Genomic DNA, 19076 nt, shown 5'->3' with positions numbered 1-19076 from the left:
CGACCAGGCCGAAAACACGCTTCCCGGCGAAGGCCGGGGCCCAGTCGCCATGGGTTCGCGACGGCGCGGCGCCATCTCGACTTCCATCGAAATTGGGCCCCGGCCTTCGCCGGGGAGGCGTAGATCAGAACTCTTGGTCGGTCCTACGCGTCGCCGCTCAGTCGCGGACGCCGATCACGCCGCGGGCACCGACCGGAGCGATCGTCGCGATCGTCTGGGTGCGGGCCTTCACGTCCATCTGGTCGTCGTCATTGTCGACCTTCGGCGCGCCATTGGCGTAGATGAAGCCTTTGGTCGGATAGACCGAGGTGCCGAGATCGCCGTTCGGGCCGTACCAGACCTTCACTTCGCTCCAATCGCCCTCGGGCGACACGTCGACGGCGCGAACGTTGTATTCGACGCCGCCGCGATGCGACCAGTTGGCGTGAGTCAGCAGAACCTCGCGGTCGTTGACGATCGCCGACACCATCGCGACGTGGCCGAGCCGCATGCGGCTGGTCGAGGAGAAAGCGAGCACCGAGCCGACCTTGGGCGTGTTGCCGCGCTCGTACTTGCCGGCGGCCTGCGACCACCAGGTGTTGGCGTTGCCGAAAATCTGAATACCCGAAATCTCGCGGGCGTAAGGAGCGCACTGCCAGAACCGAGCCTGAGCCGGCACCGTCGTCGCCAGGGCGCAGAGCGCCACCAGCGCGAAACGCGCTGCCAAACCACCAAATTTCATGCGACCCCCCAAAAGGTCCGTTGAACTGTTGATGGTGGGTTAGGTGGACAAAATCGACATGGGAACCCTCGCGCGGCGACGAATGGAACCTTTCACGACGAACTGTGTTTCGTCACCGGTGAATGCCCAAATACGGTGTCGCGCCGGCCGCTGGCGCACGCCCGACTCCCATATTTTGTGTCGGAAAACCCGCGAATCGCCACCGGTGTCAGATCCGATCAGGGAGCGTGCGGGGCGCCTTCCGCTTCCGCTGCCGCGGTCATTCGCGCCAGTCGCGCCTCGTGCTCCTGGCGGCCGAACGGGAATTTGGCGAACAGCAAGGCGGCGATGATCGCGAGCGTTCCGTAGATCGCGATATAGGCCATCGTAAGATGATCGATCACCGCGACCGGCACCATCCCCTGCTTGGCTCCTTTTGGAAAAGCGACGAGGTCGAGCAATTGACCGACGATCATGATGCCGAGCCCCGACGTGCATTTCTGAACGAAGAACGATCCGGCGAAATAGACACCTTCCGAGCGGCGTCCGGTCCGCGCTTCCGAATCCTCGACCACGTCGGCCATCATCGAGGCGCCAAGAATGAACGACGAGACGCTGAGCGCGGTCGCGACGATGAAGATCGGCAGTAGCAGCATGACCAAAGCCGTGCTTCCCGGTGGCGGCAGGGCGCCGGCGAACCGCAGCCAGTACGGCAGCGTGTGGAGCACCACCGCCGACAAGACGAACGCCATCGCCGCGCGCGGCTTGCTGGTGCGCTTGCCGACGGCCGGCGCGATGACGAAAGCGAGCGCGGCCCCGGCCATCAGCGCGAACGGCAGCAGCCGCAACGTCCAGGATTGGAACTCCCAGATGTAATTGTAGGTGTAGTTGGACAGCGCGTAACTGATGCCCTGATTGGTATAGGCGCAGACCCCCGCCAACATCAGGATCACAAAGCCGCGATTGCGCACCGTTTCCCATAGTTCGCGAAAGGCTTGGCCGAGCGTCTGGCCGCTCAACGCGGTCTTGGGCAATCGCGCGATCTCATGATGCGTGCCCCAGGCCGATGCCAGGATGGCGACCGCCATGATCACCGCGCTGGCGATCGACAAATGGCTATAGCCCGTCCGATTGAGCAATCCGTTGGGATAGGCTGGGCTCGGGGTCAGGAACACTCCATAGGCCAGCAACAGGATCGCCAGCCCTCCCGCCCAACCGAACAGGTAGCGATAGGAGGTGATCCGCGTCCGTTCGTCATAATCGGCGGTGAGTTCCGGCGTCAGTGCCTGCGAGGGCACTTCGTAGCAGCTGACCGCACTGCGCACGACGACCGCGGTCGCGAACAGCCAGGCGAGCATCGCCCCTCCGCCGAGATGCGGCGGGTTCCACAGCAGCAGCCAGCCGATCGCGATCGGCAGCGCCGCCGAATACATCCAGGGATGTCGCCGCCCCCACCTCCCCCTTGTGCGATCCGACAGCACGCCGATCAACGGATCGACGAACGCGTCGCAGACCAGGGCCAGGAAGATGATGAGCCCGACCACCGAGGCGTCGAGCCCGATTACCTGATTGTAGAAGATCAGCAGGAAGGTGCCGAAGCCGGCATCCTTGACGCCGTAGGCCACCGATCCGAACCCGTAACTCGCCGTGGTCCAGCCCGAGAGCCGGCGCACCGGCGGCGTCGCGGTCCCGCTCACGAGGCCGCGGCCTCCAGCGACGAGAATAGCCCGGGAATGCTTTCGTCCCAGCTCGCGCGCGTGCCGATCAGCATGCCGCCGTCGACCAGGATGTGGGTGCCGGTGACGAAGCTCGCGTCGTCGCTCGCCAGATAGGCGACGGCGGCGGCGATATCCTCGGGCCGGCCGGCGCGCTGCACCGGCTGCGCGTTCGCCGCGGTCTGGGCGATGACGCCGTTGACCTGGTCGCGCACCGCGCCTTCGAGGCCGAGCGCCGAGGTGAAGATGTTGGTGGTGATGAAGCCCGGCACCACCGCATTGACGCGGATGCGATGCTTGGCGAGGTCCGCCGCCGCCATCTTGGTCAGATGCAGCACGCCGGCCTTGGCGGTCGAATAGGCCGTCGGCGCATAGCCGCTGCCGAGAGCCGACACGCTCGACGTGTTGACGATCGCGCCGCCGCCGCGCTTCGCCATCAGCGGCGCGGCATAACGGATGCCCATCGCCACCGAGCGCAGCAACAGGTTCATCGTGCGGTCCCAATCGTCCGGCGAGATTTCGTCGATCTTGTCGCGCGATCCCGCGGCGCCGGCATTGTTGAACACCACGTCGAGGCCGCCCGCGGCATCGGCGGCCGCCATCAGCGCCTGGATATCGGCGACCTCGGTCACGTCGGTCTTTTGAAAGCGGATGCGGCCGTTCGAGGTCTCGGCGAGCTCTTGCCCGCCCCCTACATCCAGATCGCCGATCAGGACTTCGGCGCCTTCCTCTGCCAGCCGCAGCGCGGTCGCACGCCCGATGCCGGAGGCGCCGCCGGTGACGACGGCGCGCTTGCCCTGAAACCGCATTCCATTCTCCTGCATGTATTTTTCGGACAGCATATAGGGGGCGGAATACGGGTCAATCGCCGTTTTCGAATTTTCGGTTTGTTTTATATTGTGAGAAACGCTCGCCCCATTTACCAACCGTCACCCCGGCCGTGTGCCGGGGTCCAACCCTCCACGACGGACTCCGACCGTCGCGGCGCGTTGGATGCCGGGACGGGTCCGGCATGACGAATTGGACGTGGGGAGAGAATGGCATGGCGCTCGACGCCGAAACCTTCGACGCGCTGATCGACACCGTGCGGCGTTTCGTCGCCGAGCGGCTGCGCCCGCTCGAGGCCGAGGTCGAGGCCAATGACGCAATTCCCGACGACGTCATCCGCGAAATGAAGGAGATGGGCCTGTTCGGCCTGTCGATCGCCGAGGAATTCGGCGGGCTCGGCCTGACCATGCTCGAGGAGGTCAGGGTCGCGATCGAGCTGGGCCGCACCACCCCCGCCTTCCGTTCGAGCTTCGGCACCAATGTCGGGATCGGCAGCCAGGGCCTCGTCATGGCCGGCAACGACGCCCAGAAGGCCGAATGGCTGCCGCGGATCGCAAGCGGCGAGGTGATCACCAGCTTCGCGCTGACCGAGCCCGATGTCGGGTCCGATTCGGGCGCGGTGAAGACCAAGGCGGTTTGGGACGGGCAGGCCTATCGGCTGTCGGGGACCAAGCGCTTCATCACCAATGCCGACAAGGCCGATCTGTTCACCGTGATGGCGCGGACCGGCGACGAACCCGGGGGGCGCGGCGTCTCGGCGTTCCTGGTCCCGCGCACGCTCGCCGGCGTGTCGATCGGCGAGCCCGAGAAGAAGATGGGGCAGAAAGGCGCCAAGGTCGCCGACGTCATTTTCGACGACGTGATCGTGCCGGTCGAGAACCGGCTGGGCGCGGAAGGCGAAGGCTTCAAGATCGCGATGCGCGTGCTCGATCGCGGGCGGCTGCACATCTCGGCGGTGTGCATCGGCGTCGCCGAGCGGCTGATCGCCGATAGCGTCGCTTATGCCAATGATCGTAAGCAATTTGGAAAAGCCATCGCCGAGCATCAGTTGATCCAGGCGATGATCGCCGATTCCAAGACCGAGGCACTCGCCGCCCGCGCGCTGGTGCTCGAAACCGCAGCGGCGAAGGACGCGGGCAAGGATGTCGTGCTCGAATCCGCGGCCGCCAAGTATTTCGCCAGCGAGATGGTCGGTCGCGTCGCCGACCGTGCGGTGCAGATCTACGGCGGCGCGGGCTATATCGCCGATTACGGTATCGAACGGCTGTACCGCGACGTCCGGCTGTTCCGCATCTACGAAGGCACCAGCCAGATCCAGCAACTGATCATCGCGCGCGAGACGCTGAAGCGCGGGGGATAGGCCGCCAAAACATAGCCGTCACCCCAGCGCAAGCTGGGGTCTCATGCGACGGCGCGACGACGGTGCCGCCTGCGGCACGAGATCCCAGCTTGCGCTGGGATGACGGTTTTTCGGGAACGGGAGAGATATATGGACACCAGCAAATTCTTCAGCCTCGAGGGGCGCGTCGCGCTGATCACCGGGGGATCGCGCGGCATCGGCAAGATGATCGCGGCCGGCTACATCGCTCAGGGCGCCAAGGTGTACATTTCCTCGCGCAAGGCCCCCGCCTGCGAGGAGACCGCGGCCGAGCTCGGGCCCAATTGCATCCCGCTGCCGATGGACGTTTCGACCGTCGAGGGCTGCAAGGCGCTCGCCGCCAAGCTGGCCGAGCATGAGGACCATCTCGACATCCTGGTCAACAATGCCGGTGCCGCCTGGGGCGTGCCGTTCGAGGAATTCCCGGAGAGCGGTTGGGACAAGGTGATGAACCTCAACGTCAAGTCCCCCTTCTTCCTGACCCAAGCGCTGCACGGCATGCTCAAGGCGCGGGCGAGCTACGACAAGCCGTCGAAGGTCATCAACATCACCTCGATCGACGGCCTACGGCTCAATCCGTGGGAGACGTATAGCTATCACGCCTCGAAATCGGCGCTGATCTATCTGACCAAGCGCATGGCCGCGCGGCTGATCAAGGACGCGATCATCGTCACCAGCCTCGCTCCCGGCGCTTTCGCCAGCGAGATGAACCGCGCCGCGCGCGACCACGGCGACGAGGTCGCCAAGGGCATCCCGATGCGCCGCATCGGCACCGACGAGGACATGGCCGGCGCCGCGATCTTCCTGGCAAGCCGCGCATCGGATTATGTCGTTGGCGATACGCTGGTGGTCGACGGCGGCCTGGTCAACGCGCAGTTGGGCACGTCGATCGACGCTTAGCGGACCACCGCCACTCCTATGTCGTCACCCGGCCTTGTGCCGGGGTGACGGTTGGGGATTGGGTGCGGACAAACCGAGCCAATGCCCATGGTTCGATGCGGAGCGACGCGGGCTTAGGTCGTCGTCCCCCTGCCCACTTCCTGCGGATGGTTCGGCGTCAGGATCAGCGTCCGGCTCTCGACGCGCCAGCTCTTCAGCCGCGACAGGAAGTTCATCCCGATCACGTCCATGTCGCCGAACGCCGGCGAGGTGACGACCGGAAGATCGCGCGCGACGATGTTGCCGATCCGCAGTTCGGGCACCGTCGCGGTTTCGGCGCGGACGGAGCCATTGGCGGTCTGGATGATCATCGGAAACGGGCTGGGGCTGGGCCGGAGCCCCGCCGCTTGCGCGGTTTCGCTCGACAGTGCCGTCACCGTCGCGCCGCTGTCGACCAGCATGTGACGCTCGACGCCCCCGAATTTGACCGTGACCCAGAAATGGCCGTCATTGGCCATCGGCACGCGCATTTCCTTGCCAACGACCTGTTGCCCCTGGTCGAGATGGAGGATCTTCGCGACCCGCGCGAACATCGGGTCGAACCGCCCGCGCTCGCCGACCAGCATGACGATCAATCCGAGCGAGACGACCAGCGCGGTCAGCGACAACAGCCGCCCGACGACGCGGACACGCCGCGCGAGCAGCATCAGCACGATCACGCCGCCGATCAGCAGGTAAAGCGGCATCGAACCACCGAATGCATCAGCCATACGCATCACCTGCCATGAGGCAGATGTATAGCAGCTGACCCGCGCTTCAATCCGTTATCAGCGCGCGACCCCGCCGGCGGCGAGCACCGCCAGCGTCACCAGCTCGCTCGCGGTCGAGGTCATCGGCGCGATCTGGACCGGCTTTTCGAGACCCACCAGCATCGGCCCGATCACCGCGTCGCCGCCGAGTTCGCGGAGAAGCTTGGCCGAGATGTTGGCCGATTGCAGGCCCGGCATGATCAGCACATTGGCCGGCCCCGACAGGCGTGCGAACGGATAATTGGCGAGCTGGCGCGGGTTCAGCGCGACGTCGGGCGCCATTTCGCCTTCATATTCGAAGCTCACCTGACGCTGGTCGAGCACGCCGACCGCAGCGCGCAGATTCTCCAGCCAGCGCCCTTCCGGATTGCCGAAGGTCGAATAGCTGAGGAACGCGACGCGCGGCTCATGGCCCATGCGCCGCGCGACCGCGGCGGTGTGTTCCGCGATATCGGCGAGTTCCTCGGCGGTTGGGCGCTCGTTGATCGTCGTGTCGGCCATGAACACGGTGTGGGTCTGGCCGACCATGACGTGGATGCCGAACGCGGTGCGTCCCGCTTCGACGTCGATCACCTTGCGTACCTCGCGCATGGTCTGGGCATAGGTCCGCGTGACACCGGTGATCATCGCATCGGCCTCGCCGAGCTGGAGCAGCACCGACCCGAAGATGTTGCGATCCTGGTTGATCATCCGCTCGCAATCGCGGCGCAGGTAACCGCGACGCTGCAGCCGCTGATAGAGGAAGTCGGCCATGCGCGGCACCAGCGGCGAATTGCGGCTGTTGTGCACTTCGTAGCTCTCGACGTCCTTGACCCCGAGCGCGCGCAACCGGTCGTGGACGTCGTCGCGCCCGACCAGCACCGGCGTACCGTAGCCGCCCTCGCGGAACGCCACCGCGGCGCGCAACACCACTTCCTCCTCGCCTTCCGCGAACAGCACGCGCTTGGGCTGCGCGCGCGCGCCTTCATAGGCCTGGGCGAGCACAGAGGTGGTCGGGTTGAGCCGCCCGCGAAGCTGCTGGCGATAGGCCGCCATGTCGAGGATCGGCTTGGTCGCGACGCCCGAATCCATCGCCGCCTTGGCGACCGCGGCGGGGACAACTTCCATCAGGCGCGGATCGAACGGCGCCGGGATGATGTAATCGGCGCCGAACGTATGCCGCACGCCATAGGCCGCCGCCACTTCCTCGGGCACCGCCTCGCGCGCCAGTTCGGCGATCGCCTGCGCCGCGGCGATCTTCATTTCCTCGTTGATGCCCGTCGCGCGCACGTCGAGCGCGCCGCGGAAGATGAACGGGAAGCCGAGCACGTTGTTGACCTGGTTGGGATAATCCGACCGGCCGGTCGCGATGATCGCGTCCGGACGCGCGCCCTTGGCGAGTTCGGGACGGATTTCGGGCTCGGGATTGGCCATCGCGAAGATGATCGGCGCCTTGGCCATATCCTTGACCATCTCGGCCGTCACCGCGCCCGCCGCTGACAGGCCGAGGAACACGTCGGCCCCGTGCAATGCCTCCTGCAAGGTCCGCTTCTCGGTGACGACGGCGTGCGCCGACTGCCACTGGTTCACTTTCTCGCGGCCCTGGTAGATCACGCCGGAGCGATCGCACATGATTACATTCTCGTGGCGCACGCCCATGGCCTTGATCAGCTCGGTGCAGGCGATCGCCGCCGCGCCGGCGCCGTTGACCGCGACCTTGATGTCCGACAGGTGCCGCCCGGTCAGCAAACAGGCGTTGATCAGGCCGGCCGCGGTGATGATCGCGGTGCCGTGCTGGTCGTCATGGAAGACCGGGATGTTCATCCGCTCGCGCAGGGTCTGCTCGATGATGAAGCATTCGGGCGCCTTGATATCCTCGAGGTTGATGCCGCCGAAGCTAGGCTCCATCAGCTCGATCGCATCGATGAGGCGATCCACGTCCTCGCTCTTCAGTTCGATATCGATCGCATCGACATCGGCGAAGCGCTTGAAGAGCACCGCCTTGCCTTCCATCACCGGCTTCGAGGCCAGCGCCCCGAGATTGCCCATCCCGAGGATAGCGGTCCCATTGGAGATGACCGCGACCAGATTGCCCTTGGCGGTATAATCGTAAGCGGTGGCGGGATCGTCGGCGATCGCCTGGACGGGAATCGCCACGCCAGGCGAATAGGCCAGCGCGAGATCGCGCTGCGTGGTCAGCGGCTTGGACGCGACGATCTCGATTTTGCCGGGCCGCCCTTCCGAATGGAACAGCAATGCCTCGCGGTCGGAAAACTGGACGGATGCTTCGTCGGCCATTCTGATCCTCTCTGTTGCGCCCGTCTTTAGGTGCGAGATAGCGATAAGGGAACCGGCTTGGCTACTCACGATGTATTATTGCAAGCGAAAATGCCTTCCGTCCTGAGCGGGAATCCGCACACTTTACCCACAGTAAAGGCGGCCCGCGGGATTTGCGGCGCGGACCGGCTGGGCTAACCGACGCGCATGGCCGACGCCGCCCCGACCCCGATGATGGCCCAGTATCTCGCGCTCAAGGCGGAAGCTGGCGATTGCCTGCTGTTCTATCGCATGGGCGATTTCTTCGAATTGTTCTTCGAGGATGCGAAGATCGCCAGCGGCGTGCTCGACATCGCGCTGACCGCGCGCGGCGAGCATGATGGCGAGAAAATCCCGATGTGCGGCGTCCCCGCCCATGCCGCGGTCGGTTACCTTCAGCGGCTGATCAAGGCGGGCCATCGCGTTGCCATCGCCGACCAGACCGAGACGCCGGCCGAGGCCAAGAAGCGCGGCGGATCGAAGGCATTGGTCGCGCGGGCGATCATCCGCGTGGTGACCGCCGGCACGCTGACCGAGGAAGCCCTGCTCGACTCGCGCGCGGCCAATTGGTGCGTCGCGATCGGCGAAGCGGCAGGCGGCGTCGCGGTCGCCGCCGCCGACGTCTCGACCGGGCGGTTCGAATTGGTCGAGACCGATGCCGCCGGCCTTTCCGCCGAACTGGCGCGCCTGGGCGGCGCCGAAGTACTGGCCAGCGAGGCCAGCGCGTTCGAGCAATTCGCCACGGTGCTGCGGCCGCGCGGTGAATTCGATTCGACCGTCGCGGAAGCGCGGCTGAAGCGCGTCTATGGCGTCGCGACGCTCGACGGCTTCGGGCAGATGAGCCGCGCCGGCATGGCCGCGGCGGGCGGGCTGGTCGCCTATCTCGACCATACTGCCAAGGGCGCCCTGCCCTTCCTGCGCCCGCCCCGGATCGGCAGCGCCGGCGAGGCGATGGCGATCGACGCCGCGACGCGCGAGAGCCTGGAACTCACCCAGACCCAGACGGGGCAGCGCAAGGGCAGCCTGCTCGACGCGGTCGACCGCACGGTGACAGGTGCCGGCGCGCGGCTGCTTGCCGCCGATATCGGCGCGCCGCTGATGGACCGCGCGACGATCGAGGCGCGGCTCGACCTCGTCCAGCGGCTGCACGACGATGGCGGCCTGCGCGACAATCTGCGCGCGACCTTGCGCAGCCTGCCCGATATCGGGCGCGCTCTCGGCCGGCTCGTCGCGGGGCGCGGCAGCCCGCGCGATCTCGGCCAGCTTCGTGACGGGCTCGATGGCGCCTGGCTGCTCGGCGAGCGGATCGACACGCTCGATGCCCCGCCGCCCCTGCTCCGCGAGATCGCGCCGCGCCTTCGCGGCCACGGCTCGCTGATCGATCTGCTCAAGCGCGCGCTGGTCCCCACGCCGCCGATCGACGCGTCGGACGGCGGCTATATCGCCGAGGGCTATGACGTCGCGCTCGACGATTTGCGCAACATCGGCGCGGGCGGTAGGCGGGCGATCGCCGCGCTCGAAGCCGAGTATCGCTCCCGTACCGGCACCAGCGCGCTCAAGATCCGCCACAACGGCGTGCTCGGCTATCATGTCGAAGTGCCGGCCAAGGTCGCCGATCCGCTGATGGCCGCCGACAGTGGCTTCACCCATCGCCAGACGCTGGCCGGCGTCGTCCGCTTCAACGCGCCCGAATTGCACGAACTGGCGATGAAAGTGACTCAGGCGGGCAGCCACGCGCTCGCCGCAGAGGCCGCGCATCTCGAGGAACTGACCCAGACCGCGCTGACGAGCCGGGAAGCGATCGCCGCCACCGCCGACGCGCTCGCCCGGCTCGACGTCGCGGCCGGGCTCGCCGAGCGTGCCGCCGAGGATGGCTGGGCCCGCCCGACGCTGGTCGATCATGCCTGTTTCGAGGTCGAGGGCGGGCGCCACCCGGTGGTCGAAGCCGCGGTCCAGCGCACCGGCGAACGTTTCGTGTCGAACGACTGCCTGCTGTCCGAGACGTCGCGGCTATGGCTGGTCACCGGCCCCAACATGGGCGGCAAGTCGACCTTCCTGCGCCAGAACGCGCTGATCGCGGTGCTCGCCCAGGCGGGTAGTTATGTCCCGGCGAGGCGGGCCAGACTGGGGCTGGTCGACCGGCTGTTCAGCCGCGTGGGCGCCTCGGACAATCTCGCGCGCGGGCGCTCGACCTTCATGGTCGAGATGGTCGAGACCGCGGCGATCCTGGCACAGGCGACCTCGCACAGTTTCGTCATCCTCGACGAGGTCGGGCGCGGCACCTCGACCTATGACGGCCTCGCCATCGCCTGGGCCGTGGTAGAGGCGATCCATGAGGACAATCGCTGTCGCTGCCTGTTCGCGACGCATTATCACGAGCTGACCCGGCTGGCGGAACGCTGCGACGCCTTGAGCCTGCACCACGTCCGCGCGCGCGAATGGAAAGGCGATCTCGTCCTGCTCCACGAAGTCGCCGAGGGGCCGGCCGACCGCTCCTACGGGCTAGCGGTGGCGCGACTCGCCGGCCTGCCGCCGGTCACGATCGCGCGAGCCAAAGCGGTGCTGGCCAAGCTCGAAGCCGGTCGCGCCAAGACCGGCGGCCTCGCGGCCGGGCTCGACGACCTGCCGTTGTTCGCGGCAGCGACCGAGGCGGAAGAAGAGCAATGCGACGCGGTCCGCGACGCGCTGGCCGCGCTCGACGTCGATGCGCTCAGCCCGCGCGACGCGCTCGAGGCGCTCTATCGGCTTAAGGCGCTCGCCCAGCCGGATTAAATTTTTACAATTGGCATTCGGTCCGTTGTGGACGTTTCTTACCTGTGCCAGTCTCCCCGTTCGAATTGGAGATTGGCACCGGATGGGCGACATCGGCCCGGAATCATATCGTCGGACGACCGAGGCGGAACATGGCACTCCTCCCGCGCCCAGTCAGATCGGGGAGGCATTGTGGCGCGGCCGGTTGCGGCTGGGTCTGTCGCTGCATGACGTCGCGGACCGGGTCGGCGCCGACCTCCAGACGGTTCGCGCGATCGAGAATTCGGATTTCGCCGGGATGACCGCGATCGCCGCGACGATCGCCGCGGCCGGAGCCTATGCCCGGATCGTGCGGTTGCCGGAGAAATGGGTCATGCAGACACTCGCCGCCGACCTGGCGCGGCAGCCGGGCTGATCCGCCGCCCGATCCCGATTTAGCTGAAATCGACCAGCGCCGGCGGCGTGCCGACATAAGCATGATCCGGACGGTCGAACGGAAACCCGCCCGGGACCAGCCGACCGAACAACGAGGCGGTCCGCGTCGTCGCGGTGGCCCCCATGATCGCGGCGCCCGGGCCGGACAGCATGGCGTCCGACAACACCACGCCACGGCCGCGCTCGACCAGCTTGCCGCTCTCCACCGTCATCAGGATCTGGCGGCGCACCGTCGAATAGGGAATGGTCAGCGCGCGCGCGATCGCCGCTGCCGATATCGGCTCGCGCCGCTCGATCGGGACGACGGTGGTCAATTCCGAATAGCGCCGCGCGAGTTCGCCATCGAGGGTGATCCTGCGCACGCTCGCGACCAGCACCGCGCCGACGATCGCCAACTCCAGCCAGTCGACCACGAACAGCCCGACATTGTCGAAGGCGCCCAGCGCAAGGTCGATCGCCGCAGCCAGGGTGATGTCGGCGCGATAGGGCAGCCCGGGCGCGGCACGCGGTAACGGCATGTCGTAGCTATGGAACTCGTCGACCAGCCAGACCAGCGAATCGTGCAGGTGCACCAGCAACGCCGCCACATCTTCGTCCTCGCGCAACGCGGTCGGCACGACGACGCCGCTCGGCGTGCGCGCGCACAAACCGGCGTCGATCAACGCGTTGACGTGTCGCCGCACGGTCTCGAACGGGCGGTGCAGCGATTGCGACAATGCGTTGATGCTGATCCCGCCGCTATCGGCGGTGCTGCGCGGCGCGTTCGGCCAATCGGCGAGCACGTCGCCGCTCGCCCGCAGGATCGCCAGAAAGAAGATGCCGCGATCGAACACGAACGATCCGCCGGCCAGCTTGCGCACGATCGCGATCGCCCGGACCAGACTGGTCAGTTGCGTTTCCACCAGCAGGCGTGACGCCAGCCGCGATTGTGTCCGTTCCGGCGTCGCCGGCGGCCCAGCTTCCATATGTTCCACCCCGCGCCAAAAGAGGCGCCCCGCCAAGCCATTACAATAAGATTACCGCGCCGCAAACCATCCGCGCGACCCAAATTCGGACGATCGACCGGAGGCAAGTCCTTGTCGCCGCTCGGGATCGTTGCGGCGGTGGCACAATGGTGCGATCCTGACCGGCGAGTCGGGGGACTTCAGCATGGACTTGTTCAGGGGAGAACTCGATCGCGACCTGCCGCTGATGCCGGCGGAGGCGGTCGGCCGGGCGTTACGATCCGCGCGTGAGGAGCGCGGAATGTCGCTGATCGACGTCGCGCGGGAAACGCGAGTCGCGCTGCGCCACCTCGAAGCGATCGAGCAGGGGCGTTTCGATGGCTTCTCCGCCCCCGTTTATGCCTTGGGTTTCGCGCGCAATTACGCTCGCGCCGTCGGCCTGCCGCCGCAATGGGTCACCGATTGCCTGCGCGGGGAAATCGTCGCGCTGTTCGACGAACGGGGAAGGTTCGATCTCGGCTGGACCGCCGAAGGATTGCAACGGGACCGGTAAACTAAAGCGCGCGTGACGCCGGCCGCGTTCGCGACTATCGCCGGGCCATGTCCGGACGCTTCGACAGCCTGCCCAATCGTCGCGCGATCATCGATCGCCGCGCGCTCGGCGACGCGCTGAAGGCACTGGAAGGCAGCGACCGCGCCAAGCTCCGCCAGGCGGCGACCGCCTTGCTCAAGCAAGCGCTGCAAACGGGCCGCGCAGAGATCGAGCGGCGACTGCTCCAGCATCCTTCGCGCGGACTCGAGATCGCCGCGAGCCAGGCGTTCCTGATCGACCAGATCCTGCGCCTGCTCTACGATTTCACCGTCGAGCGGCTCTATCGCCTCAGCAACCCGACCGCCGCCGAGCGCCTGACGCTGATCGCGGTCGGCGGCTATGGCCGCGGCGAGATGGCGCCGCAGTCGGACGTCGATATCGGCTTCCTGACGCCATGGAAGGAAACCCCGTGGCACGAACAGGTCGTCGAATCGATGCTCTACGCGCTATGGGACCTGGGGCTGAAGGTCGGGCAGTCGACCCGCAGCCTCGACGACATGGTGCGCCAGGCCAAGGCCGATGTGACGGTGCGCACCGCGTTGCTCGAGGGGCGCTACGTCTGGGGCGACCAGGACCTGTATGACGAGGCATCGCGGCGCTTCAAGGCGGAGGTCCAGTCGGACACCGCCCGCGTCTTCATCACCGAAAAACTCGCCGAGCGCGAACAACGCCACAAGCGCATGGGCGACACGCGCTATGTCGTCGAACCCAATGTGAAGGAGGGCAAGGGCGGCCTGCGCGACCTCCACGCGCTCTTCTGGATCGGCAAATACGCCTACAACGTCCAGGGCGCGGCGCAACTGGTCGATGTCGGCCTGTTCACCCAGGCCGAATATGCCCAATTCCACCGCGCCGAGAATTTCCTGTGGGCGGTGCGCTGCCACCTCCATGCGATCGCGCGCCGGGCGGAGGACCGCCTGACCTTCGACATGCAGCGAGAGATCGCCGAGCGGATGCGTTTCGCCGACCGACCGGGCAAGTCCAAGGTCGAGCGCTTCATGCATTATTACTTCCTGCAGGCAAAGGCGGTCGGCGACCTGACGGGGGTATTCCTCGCGCATCTGGACGAGAAGTTCGCCGCGCGCGGGCGGCGCTTCGGACTGCCGACGCTGCGGCGGCGGCCGAGCAAGCTCCACGGCTTCGTGCTCGACCGCGGGCGGCTGGCGCTGCCCAACGAGAATTTTCTGGCGGAAAAGCCGACCCGGCTGATCGAGATGTTCGTGCTGGCCGACCGCCACGGCCTCGAAATCCACCCGCTGGCGATGCGCGCCGCCGCGCGCGACGCGAAACTGGTCGACGACATCCGCCGCGATCCCGAGGCCAATGCCTTGTTCCTCGAAGTGCTGACCAGCCGCAACAATCCCGAAGTCACCTTGCGCTGGATGAACGAGGCGGGCGTGTTCGGCCGCTTCGTGCCCGATTTCGGCCGCGTCGTCGCGCAGATGCAGTTCGACATGTACCACCATTTCACGGTGGACGAGCACACCATCCACGCGATCGGCCTGCTCAGCCGGATCGAGCGCGGCGAACTGCAGGACGACCATCCGCTGAGCTATGCGATCATGAAGCAGATCGCCTCGCGCCGGGTGCTCTATGTCGCGGCGCTGCTTCACGACATCGCCAAGGGGCGCGGCGGCGACCATTCGGTGCTCGGTGCCGAAGTCGCGCAAAAGCTGTGCCCGCGCTTCGGCATGACCCCCGCCGAGACCGAGACCGTCGCCTGGCTGGTCCGCTATCACCTGCTGATGTCGGCGACCGCGTTCAAGCGCGACTTGTCGGATTTCAAGACGATCCTCGATTTCTGCGAAGCGGTGCAGAGCCCCGAGCGGCTGCGCCTGTTGCTGACGCTGACGGTGATCGACATCCGCGCGGTCGGGCCCGGCGTGTGGAACGGGTGGAAGCGGCAATTGCTCACCGACCTGTACGAAGCCGCCGAGGAAGTGCTGCGGCTCGGCCACAAGCAAAAGGGTCGCGGCGAGCGCGTCGCCGCCAAGCAGGAAGCGGTCGCCGCCGCGCTCGGTTGGGACGACAAGACCTTCGCCACCATCGTCAAGCGCCTGCCCGAATCCTATTGGGTGGCCGAGCCCGAGCACGCGCTGGTGGCCAATCTGAAGCTGATGGCCGCGGCAGAAGACGAGCCGCTGTCGATCGCCAGCGAGGTCGATACCGATCGCGGCGCCACCCTGGTCACGATCTACGCCGCCGACCATCCCGGCCTGTTCTACCGTATCGCCGGCGCGATCAGCGTCGCCGGCGGCAATATCATCGACGCGCGCATCCACACCACGCGCGACGGCATGGCGATCGACAATTTCCTGGTCCAGGACCCGCTCGGCCGCCCGTTCGACGATCCCGGCCAACTCGAGCGGCTGCGGCGCGCGATCGAGGATGCGCTGGCCAATCGCAACAAGCTGACCGACCGGCTCAAGGCCAAGCCGCTGCCGCGCCCGCGCGCCGAAGCGTTCGACATCAACCCGGCGGCGTTCGTCGACAATCACGCCTCGAACCGCTTCACCGTGGTCGAGGTCAATGCGCGCGACCGCCCGGCGTTGCTGCACCAGCTCGCCCAGGCCCTGTTCCAGTCAAAAGTGACGATCCACTCGGCGCATGTCGCGACCTATGGCGAGCGAGCGGTCGACACCTTCTACGTAACCGACCTGACCGGCGACAAGATCGAGGCACCGGCCCGGGTCAAGGCGCTCGAGCGGAGGATGGTCGACGCCGCCGCGGGCGAAACGGTCGCGCAGGCGGCCTGACAGGAGGAGAGAGCGATGCCGGTACTCGGAATTGGCGGAATCTTCTTTCGCGCGAAGGATCCCGACGCGCTCAATGCCTGGTATCGCGACAATCTCGGCGTCGGCGCGGGCTGCGCGGCCGAGGACACCGGCTTGCCCGACCAATGGACCTGGAAGGTGCAAGGCGGGCCCGTGGTGTTCGCGCCGTTCAAGGCGGGAACCGATTATTGGTCGGAAGACAAGCAGTACATGCTCAACCTGCGCGTCAGCGACCTCGACAGTCTGCTCGAACAATTGAACGCCAAGGGCATCGAGGTGATCGTCAAGCCCGAATGGAACGACCCGTCGACCGGGAGTTTCGCCCGCGTCCACGACCCCGAGGGCAACGCGATCGAATTGTGGGAGCCGCCGGCTTGAGCCGATCCGATCCCCTGCCCCCCGGCGCCGCGTTCCAGGCGAAGCTCCACGGCGATCTCGATGCGCTGACCGCGAGGCACCGGCGGCGCGCGCTGGCGGCGCGGGCGGGGCACGATTTCGCCTCGAACGATTATCTCGGCCTTGCCGGATCGCCCGAGATGCGGGCCATCGTCGCCGATGCGTTGGCGCGCGGCGTGCCGATCGGCGCAGGCGGATCGCGGCTGTTGCGCGGAAATCACGAAGAGCATGAAGCGCTCGAGGCGGAAGCTGCGACCTGGGCCGGCAGCGAGGCCGCCCTCTATTTCAGCACCGGTTTCGCCGCCAATGGCGGGATATTCGCGGCGCTGCCCGGCACCGAGGACCTGGTCGTCTATGACGAGTTGATCCACGCCAGCGCGCATGACGGTATGCGGCTGGGCCGCGCGACGCGGGTGGCGGCGGCGCACAACCAGGTCGAGGCCTTTGCCGATGCGATCGCCGGGTGGCGGTGCGAGGGCGGCAAGGGCCGGCCGTGGATCGCGGTCGAGAGCCTCTATTCGATGGACGGCGACACTGCGCCGATCGCCGAGCTGATCGCGGTCGCCGATCGCGAGGACGCCGTGCTCATCGTCGACGAAGCGCATGCGACCGGGGTGTTCGGGCCGGGCGGGCGCGGCCTCGCGGCGGCCTGGGAAGGGCGCGACAACCTCATCACCTTGCGGACGTGCGGCAAGGCATTGGGAGCGGAAGGCGCCCTGGTCTGCGCGTCACGCGCGGTGTGCGACGTCCTGATCAACCGCGCGCGCGGCTTCATCTTCTCGACCGCGCCCTCCCCGCTGATGGCGGCGGCGGTGCGCGGCGCTCTCGACCTGCTCGACCGCGAGCCGGAGCGGATCGCCAGGCTCGATGCGCTGGTGCGGCACGCCCATGACCGGCTCGTCCCGCTCGGCGCGCTGGCCACGGGCACGCCGATCATGCCGGTGATCGTCGGCGACGACGCCCGCACGATGGCAATCGCCGCGCGCCTCCAGGCGCAAGGGTTCGACGTCCGTGGCATTCGCCCGCCGACCGTTCCCGTCGGGACCGCGCGGTTGCGGCTGTCGATCACGCTCAACGTCGATGAAACGGTGATCGACGCGCTCGCTGCGGCGCTGAAAGAGGCGCTGTGACCGCGATCGTCATCACTGCCACCGGCACCGATATCGGCAAGACGGTGTTCGCCGCCGCACTGACCGCCGCGCTCGACGGCTGCTACTGGAAACCGGTCCAGGCGGGGCTCGACGACGGCAGCGATCTCGAGCGCGTCGGCCGCTTGTCCGGCCTGCCCGCCGATCGCCTGCTGCCCGAGGCCTATCGCCTGACCACGCCGTGCTCGCCGCACCGCGCCGCCGAGATCGACGGCGTGACGATCGATACCGACGCTCTCGATCCGCCGCCCTGTGACCGGGCACTGGTGATCGAAGGCGCGGGCGGCGTTCTGGTGCCCTTCACGCGCCAGGTGACCTTCGCCGACATCATGGCACGCTGGCAGCTGCCGGTGGTGCTCGTTGCGGCGACCTCGCTCGGCACGATCAGCCACAGCCTCGCCGCGATCGAGGCGTTGTGCGCGCGCGATGTCGATATCCGCGGCGTCGTCTTCGTGGGCGATGCGGTCGAGGATAGCGAGGCCACCATCGCGGCGATAGGGAACGTCAAGCGACTGGGCCGCCTGCCGATCGTCTCGCCGCTCGACCCCGCGACGCTCGCCGCCGCCTTCGCCGGCAATTTCGACCTGGCGGATTTCCGATGAGCGGCTCGCCCGTCTGGCACCCCTTCACCCAGCACGGCCTGGGCGAGCCGATCCCATTGGTGACGCGCGCCAGCGGCGCCGCGCTCCACACCGCCGACGGCCGCCGCGTGATCGATGCGATCTCGTCTTGGTGGGTGACGACGCACGGCCATTGCCATCCGCGCATCATGGCGGCGATCGCCGCGCAGACCGAGAAGCTCGACCAGATCATCTATGCCGGCTGGACGCACGAGCCCGCCGAGACGCTGGCGCGCGGGCTGGTCGCCATCATGCCGCCCGCCCTCACCCACGTCTTCTATTCGGACAGCGGTTCGACCAGCGTCGAGGTAGCGCTCAAGATGGCGCTCGGCTTCTGGACCAATCGCGGCGAGGCCCGCCATCGCATCCTGGTGATGGAGCACAGCTATCACGGCGACACGATCGGCGCGATGTCGGTCGGCGCGCGCGGCGTGTTCAACCAGGCCTATGCGCCATTGCTGTTCGATGTCGGCACGATTCCCTTTCCCGCGGAAGGAGCCGAGCAGGCGACACTGGACGCGCTGGAGGCCGCGTGCCGCGAACAACCGGCGGCGTTCATCGTCGAGCCGTTGGTCCTGGGGGCCGGCGGCATGCTGATGTACCCGCCGCGCGTACTGGCCGAGATGCGCGCGATCTGCGCGCGGCACCACGTGCTGTTCATCGCCGACGAGGTGATGACCGGCTGGGGCCGCACCGGCACGCTATTGGCGTGCGAGCAGGCCGATGTGGTGCCCGACATCCTGTGCCTGTCGAAGGGCCTGACCGGCGGGGCGGTGCCGCTGGCGGTGACGATGGCGACGCGACCGATTTTC

Annotated in this window: 16 protein-coding genes; 10 read left to right on the top strand and 6 right to left on the bottom strand. The window is 67.2% G+C overall.

Annotated features, from left to right (window positions below; translation table 11 throughout):
* Positions 1-157 precede the first annotated feature (157 nt).
* The 3 genes from ACTHJR_RS19960 to ACTHJR_RS19950 all read right to left on the bottom strand — a co-directional run bounded on the left by ACTHJR_RS19960 (position 158) and on the right by ACTHJR_RS19950 (position 3224).
* Positions 158-721 carry a CHAP domain-containing protein gene (locus tag ACTHJR_RS19960; protein WP_440525173.1) on the bottom strand — a complete coding sequence of 188 codons (564 nt, stop codon included), beginning with the start codon at positions 719-721 and terminating at the stop codon, positions 158-160.
* Positions 722-939: 218 nt separating this feature from the next.
* On the bottom strand, positions 940-2397 hold the full coding sequence (locus ACTHJR_RS19955; protein WP_440525172.1) for an MFS transporter: 1458 nt from the start codon (positions 2395-2397) through the stop codon (positions 940-942).
* Complete coding sequence (locus ACTHJR_RS19950) at positions 2394-3224, bottom strand: SDR family NAD(P)-dependent oxidoreductase (RefSeq protein WP_440525185.1); 831 nt, start codon at positions 3222-3224, stop codon at positions 2394-2396. Before ACTHJR_RS19950 ends, ACTHJR_RS19955 begins: the two co-directional genes overlap by 4 nt.
* Positions 3225-3457: 233 nt before the next feature.
* Here ACTHJR_RS19950 and ACTHJR_RS19945 point away from each other — a divergent pair, with 233 nt between their 5' ends.
* Positions 3458-4603, top strand: a complete 1146-nt coding sequence (locus ACTHJR_RS19945) for an acyl-CoA dehydrogenase family protein (protein WP_440525184.1) — start codon at positions 3458-3460, stop codon at positions 4601-4603.
* Positions 4604-4732: 129 nt separating this feature from the next.
* Positions 4733-5521 (top strand): SDR family oxidoreductase, encoded by a 789-nt coding sequence (locus tag ACTHJR_RS19940; protein ID WP_440525171.1) that lies wholly within the window; start codon positions 4733-4735, stop codon positions 5519-5521.
* A gap of 113 nt (positions 5522-5634) precedes the next feature.
* Here the strand turns inward: ACTHJR_RS19940 and ACTHJR_RS19935 are convergent, their stop codons facing one another.
* Both ACTHJR_RS19935 and ACTHJR_RS19930 read right to left on the bottom strand, forming a co-directional pair.
* The gene (locus ACTHJR_RS19935) at positions 5635-6270 is read right to left on the bottom strand and encodes a retropepsin-like aspartic protease family protein (RefSeq protein ID WP_440525170.1); all 636 of its coding nucleotides are present in this window, start codon (positions 6268-6270) and stop codon (positions 5635-5637) included.
* Between the two features lie 57 nt (positions 6271-6327).
* On the bottom strand, positions 6328-8586 hold the full coding sequence (locus ACTHJR_RS19930) for an NADP-dependent malic enzyme (RefSeq protein ID WP_440525169.1): 2259 nt from the start codon (positions 8584-8586) through the stop codon (positions 6328-6330).
* 210 nt (positions 8587-8796) lie between these two features.
* On the opposite strand from ACTHJR_RS19930, the gene mutS reads away from it, so the two are divergent.
* Positions 8797-11376 carry a DNA mismatch repair protein MutS gene (mutS, locus tag ACTHJR_RS19925; RefSeq protein WP_440525183.1) on the top strand — a complete coding sequence of 860 codons (2580 nt, stop codon included), beginning with the start codon at positions 8797-8799 and terminating at the stop codon, positions 11374-11376.
* Between the two features lie 82 nt (positions 11377-11458).
* The gene (locus ACTHJR_RS19920) at positions 11459-11770 is read left to right on the top strand and encodes a helix-turn-helix domain-containing protein (protein WP_440525168.1); all 312 of its coding nucleotides are present in this window, start codon (positions 11459-11461) and stop codon (positions 11768-11770) included.
* A gap of 19 nt (positions 11771-11789) precedes the next feature.
* Here ACTHJR_RS19920 and ACTHJR_RS19915 read toward each other — a convergent pair whose 3' ends face one another.
* Entirely contained in the window at positions 11790-12755 is a 966-nt protein-coding gene (locus ACTHJR_RS19915) for a hypothetical protein (RefSeq protein WP_440525167.1), read from the bottom strand.
* 130 nt (positions 12756-12885) lie between these two features.
* Between ACTHJR_RS19915 and ACTHJR_RS19910 the strand changes: the two genes are divergently transcribed.
* The 6 genes from ACTHJR_RS19910 to ACTHJR_RS19885 all read left to right on the top strand — a co-directional run.
* Positions 12886-13287 (top strand): helix-turn-helix domain-containing protein, encoded by a 402-nt coding sequence (locus ACTHJR_RS19910; protein WP_440525166.1) that lies wholly within the window; start codon positions 12886-12888, stop codon positions 13285-13287.
* 47 nt (positions 13288-13334) lie between these two features.
* The gene (locus tag ACTHJR_RS19905; protein WP_440525165.1) at positions 13335-16082 is read left to right on the top strand and encodes a [protein-PII] uridylyltransferase; all 2748 of its coding nucleotides are present in this window, start codon (positions 13335-13337) and stop codon (positions 16080-16082) included.
* 15 nt (positions 16083-16097) lie between these two features.
* Positions 16098-16478, top strand: coding sequence for a VOC family protein (locus ACTHJR_RS19900; protein ID WP_440525164.1), 381 nt, complete (start codon positions 16098-16100; stop codon positions 16476-16478).
* The gene (locus ACTHJR_RS19895; protein ID WP_440525163.1) at positions 16475-17626 is read left to right on the top strand and encodes an 8-amino-7-oxononanoate synthase; all 1152 of its coding nucleotides are present in this window, start codon (positions 16475-16477) and stop codon (positions 17624-17626) included. Before ACTHJR_RS19900 ends, ACTHJR_RS19895 begins: the two co-directional genes overlap by 4 nt.
* Positions 17623-18246, top strand: coding sequence for a dethiobiotin synthase (gene bioD / locus ACTHJR_RS19890; RefSeq protein WP_440525162.1), 624 nt, complete (start codon positions 17623-17625; stop codon positions 18244-18246). The genes ACTHJR_RS19895 and bioD overlap by 4 nt, the downstream gene beginning before the upstream one ends.
* Positions 18243-19076: aminotransferase class III-fold pyridoxal phosphate-dependent enzyme (locus ACTHJR_RS19885; protein WP_440525161.1), on the top strand; the 834-nt coding region annotated here is incomplete at its 3' end. The genes bioD and ACTHJR_RS19885, both read left to right, overlap by 4 nt.

The sequence above is a fragment of the Sphingomonas sp. genome (genome assembly GCF_051962185.1).
Classification (GTDB): domain Bacteria; phylum Pseudomonadota; class Alphaproteobacteria; order Sphingomonadales; family Sphingomonadaceae; genus Sphingomonas.
Note: the sequence above shows the minus strand (reverse complement) of the source record. Positions and strands in the feature narration are given on the sequence as shown.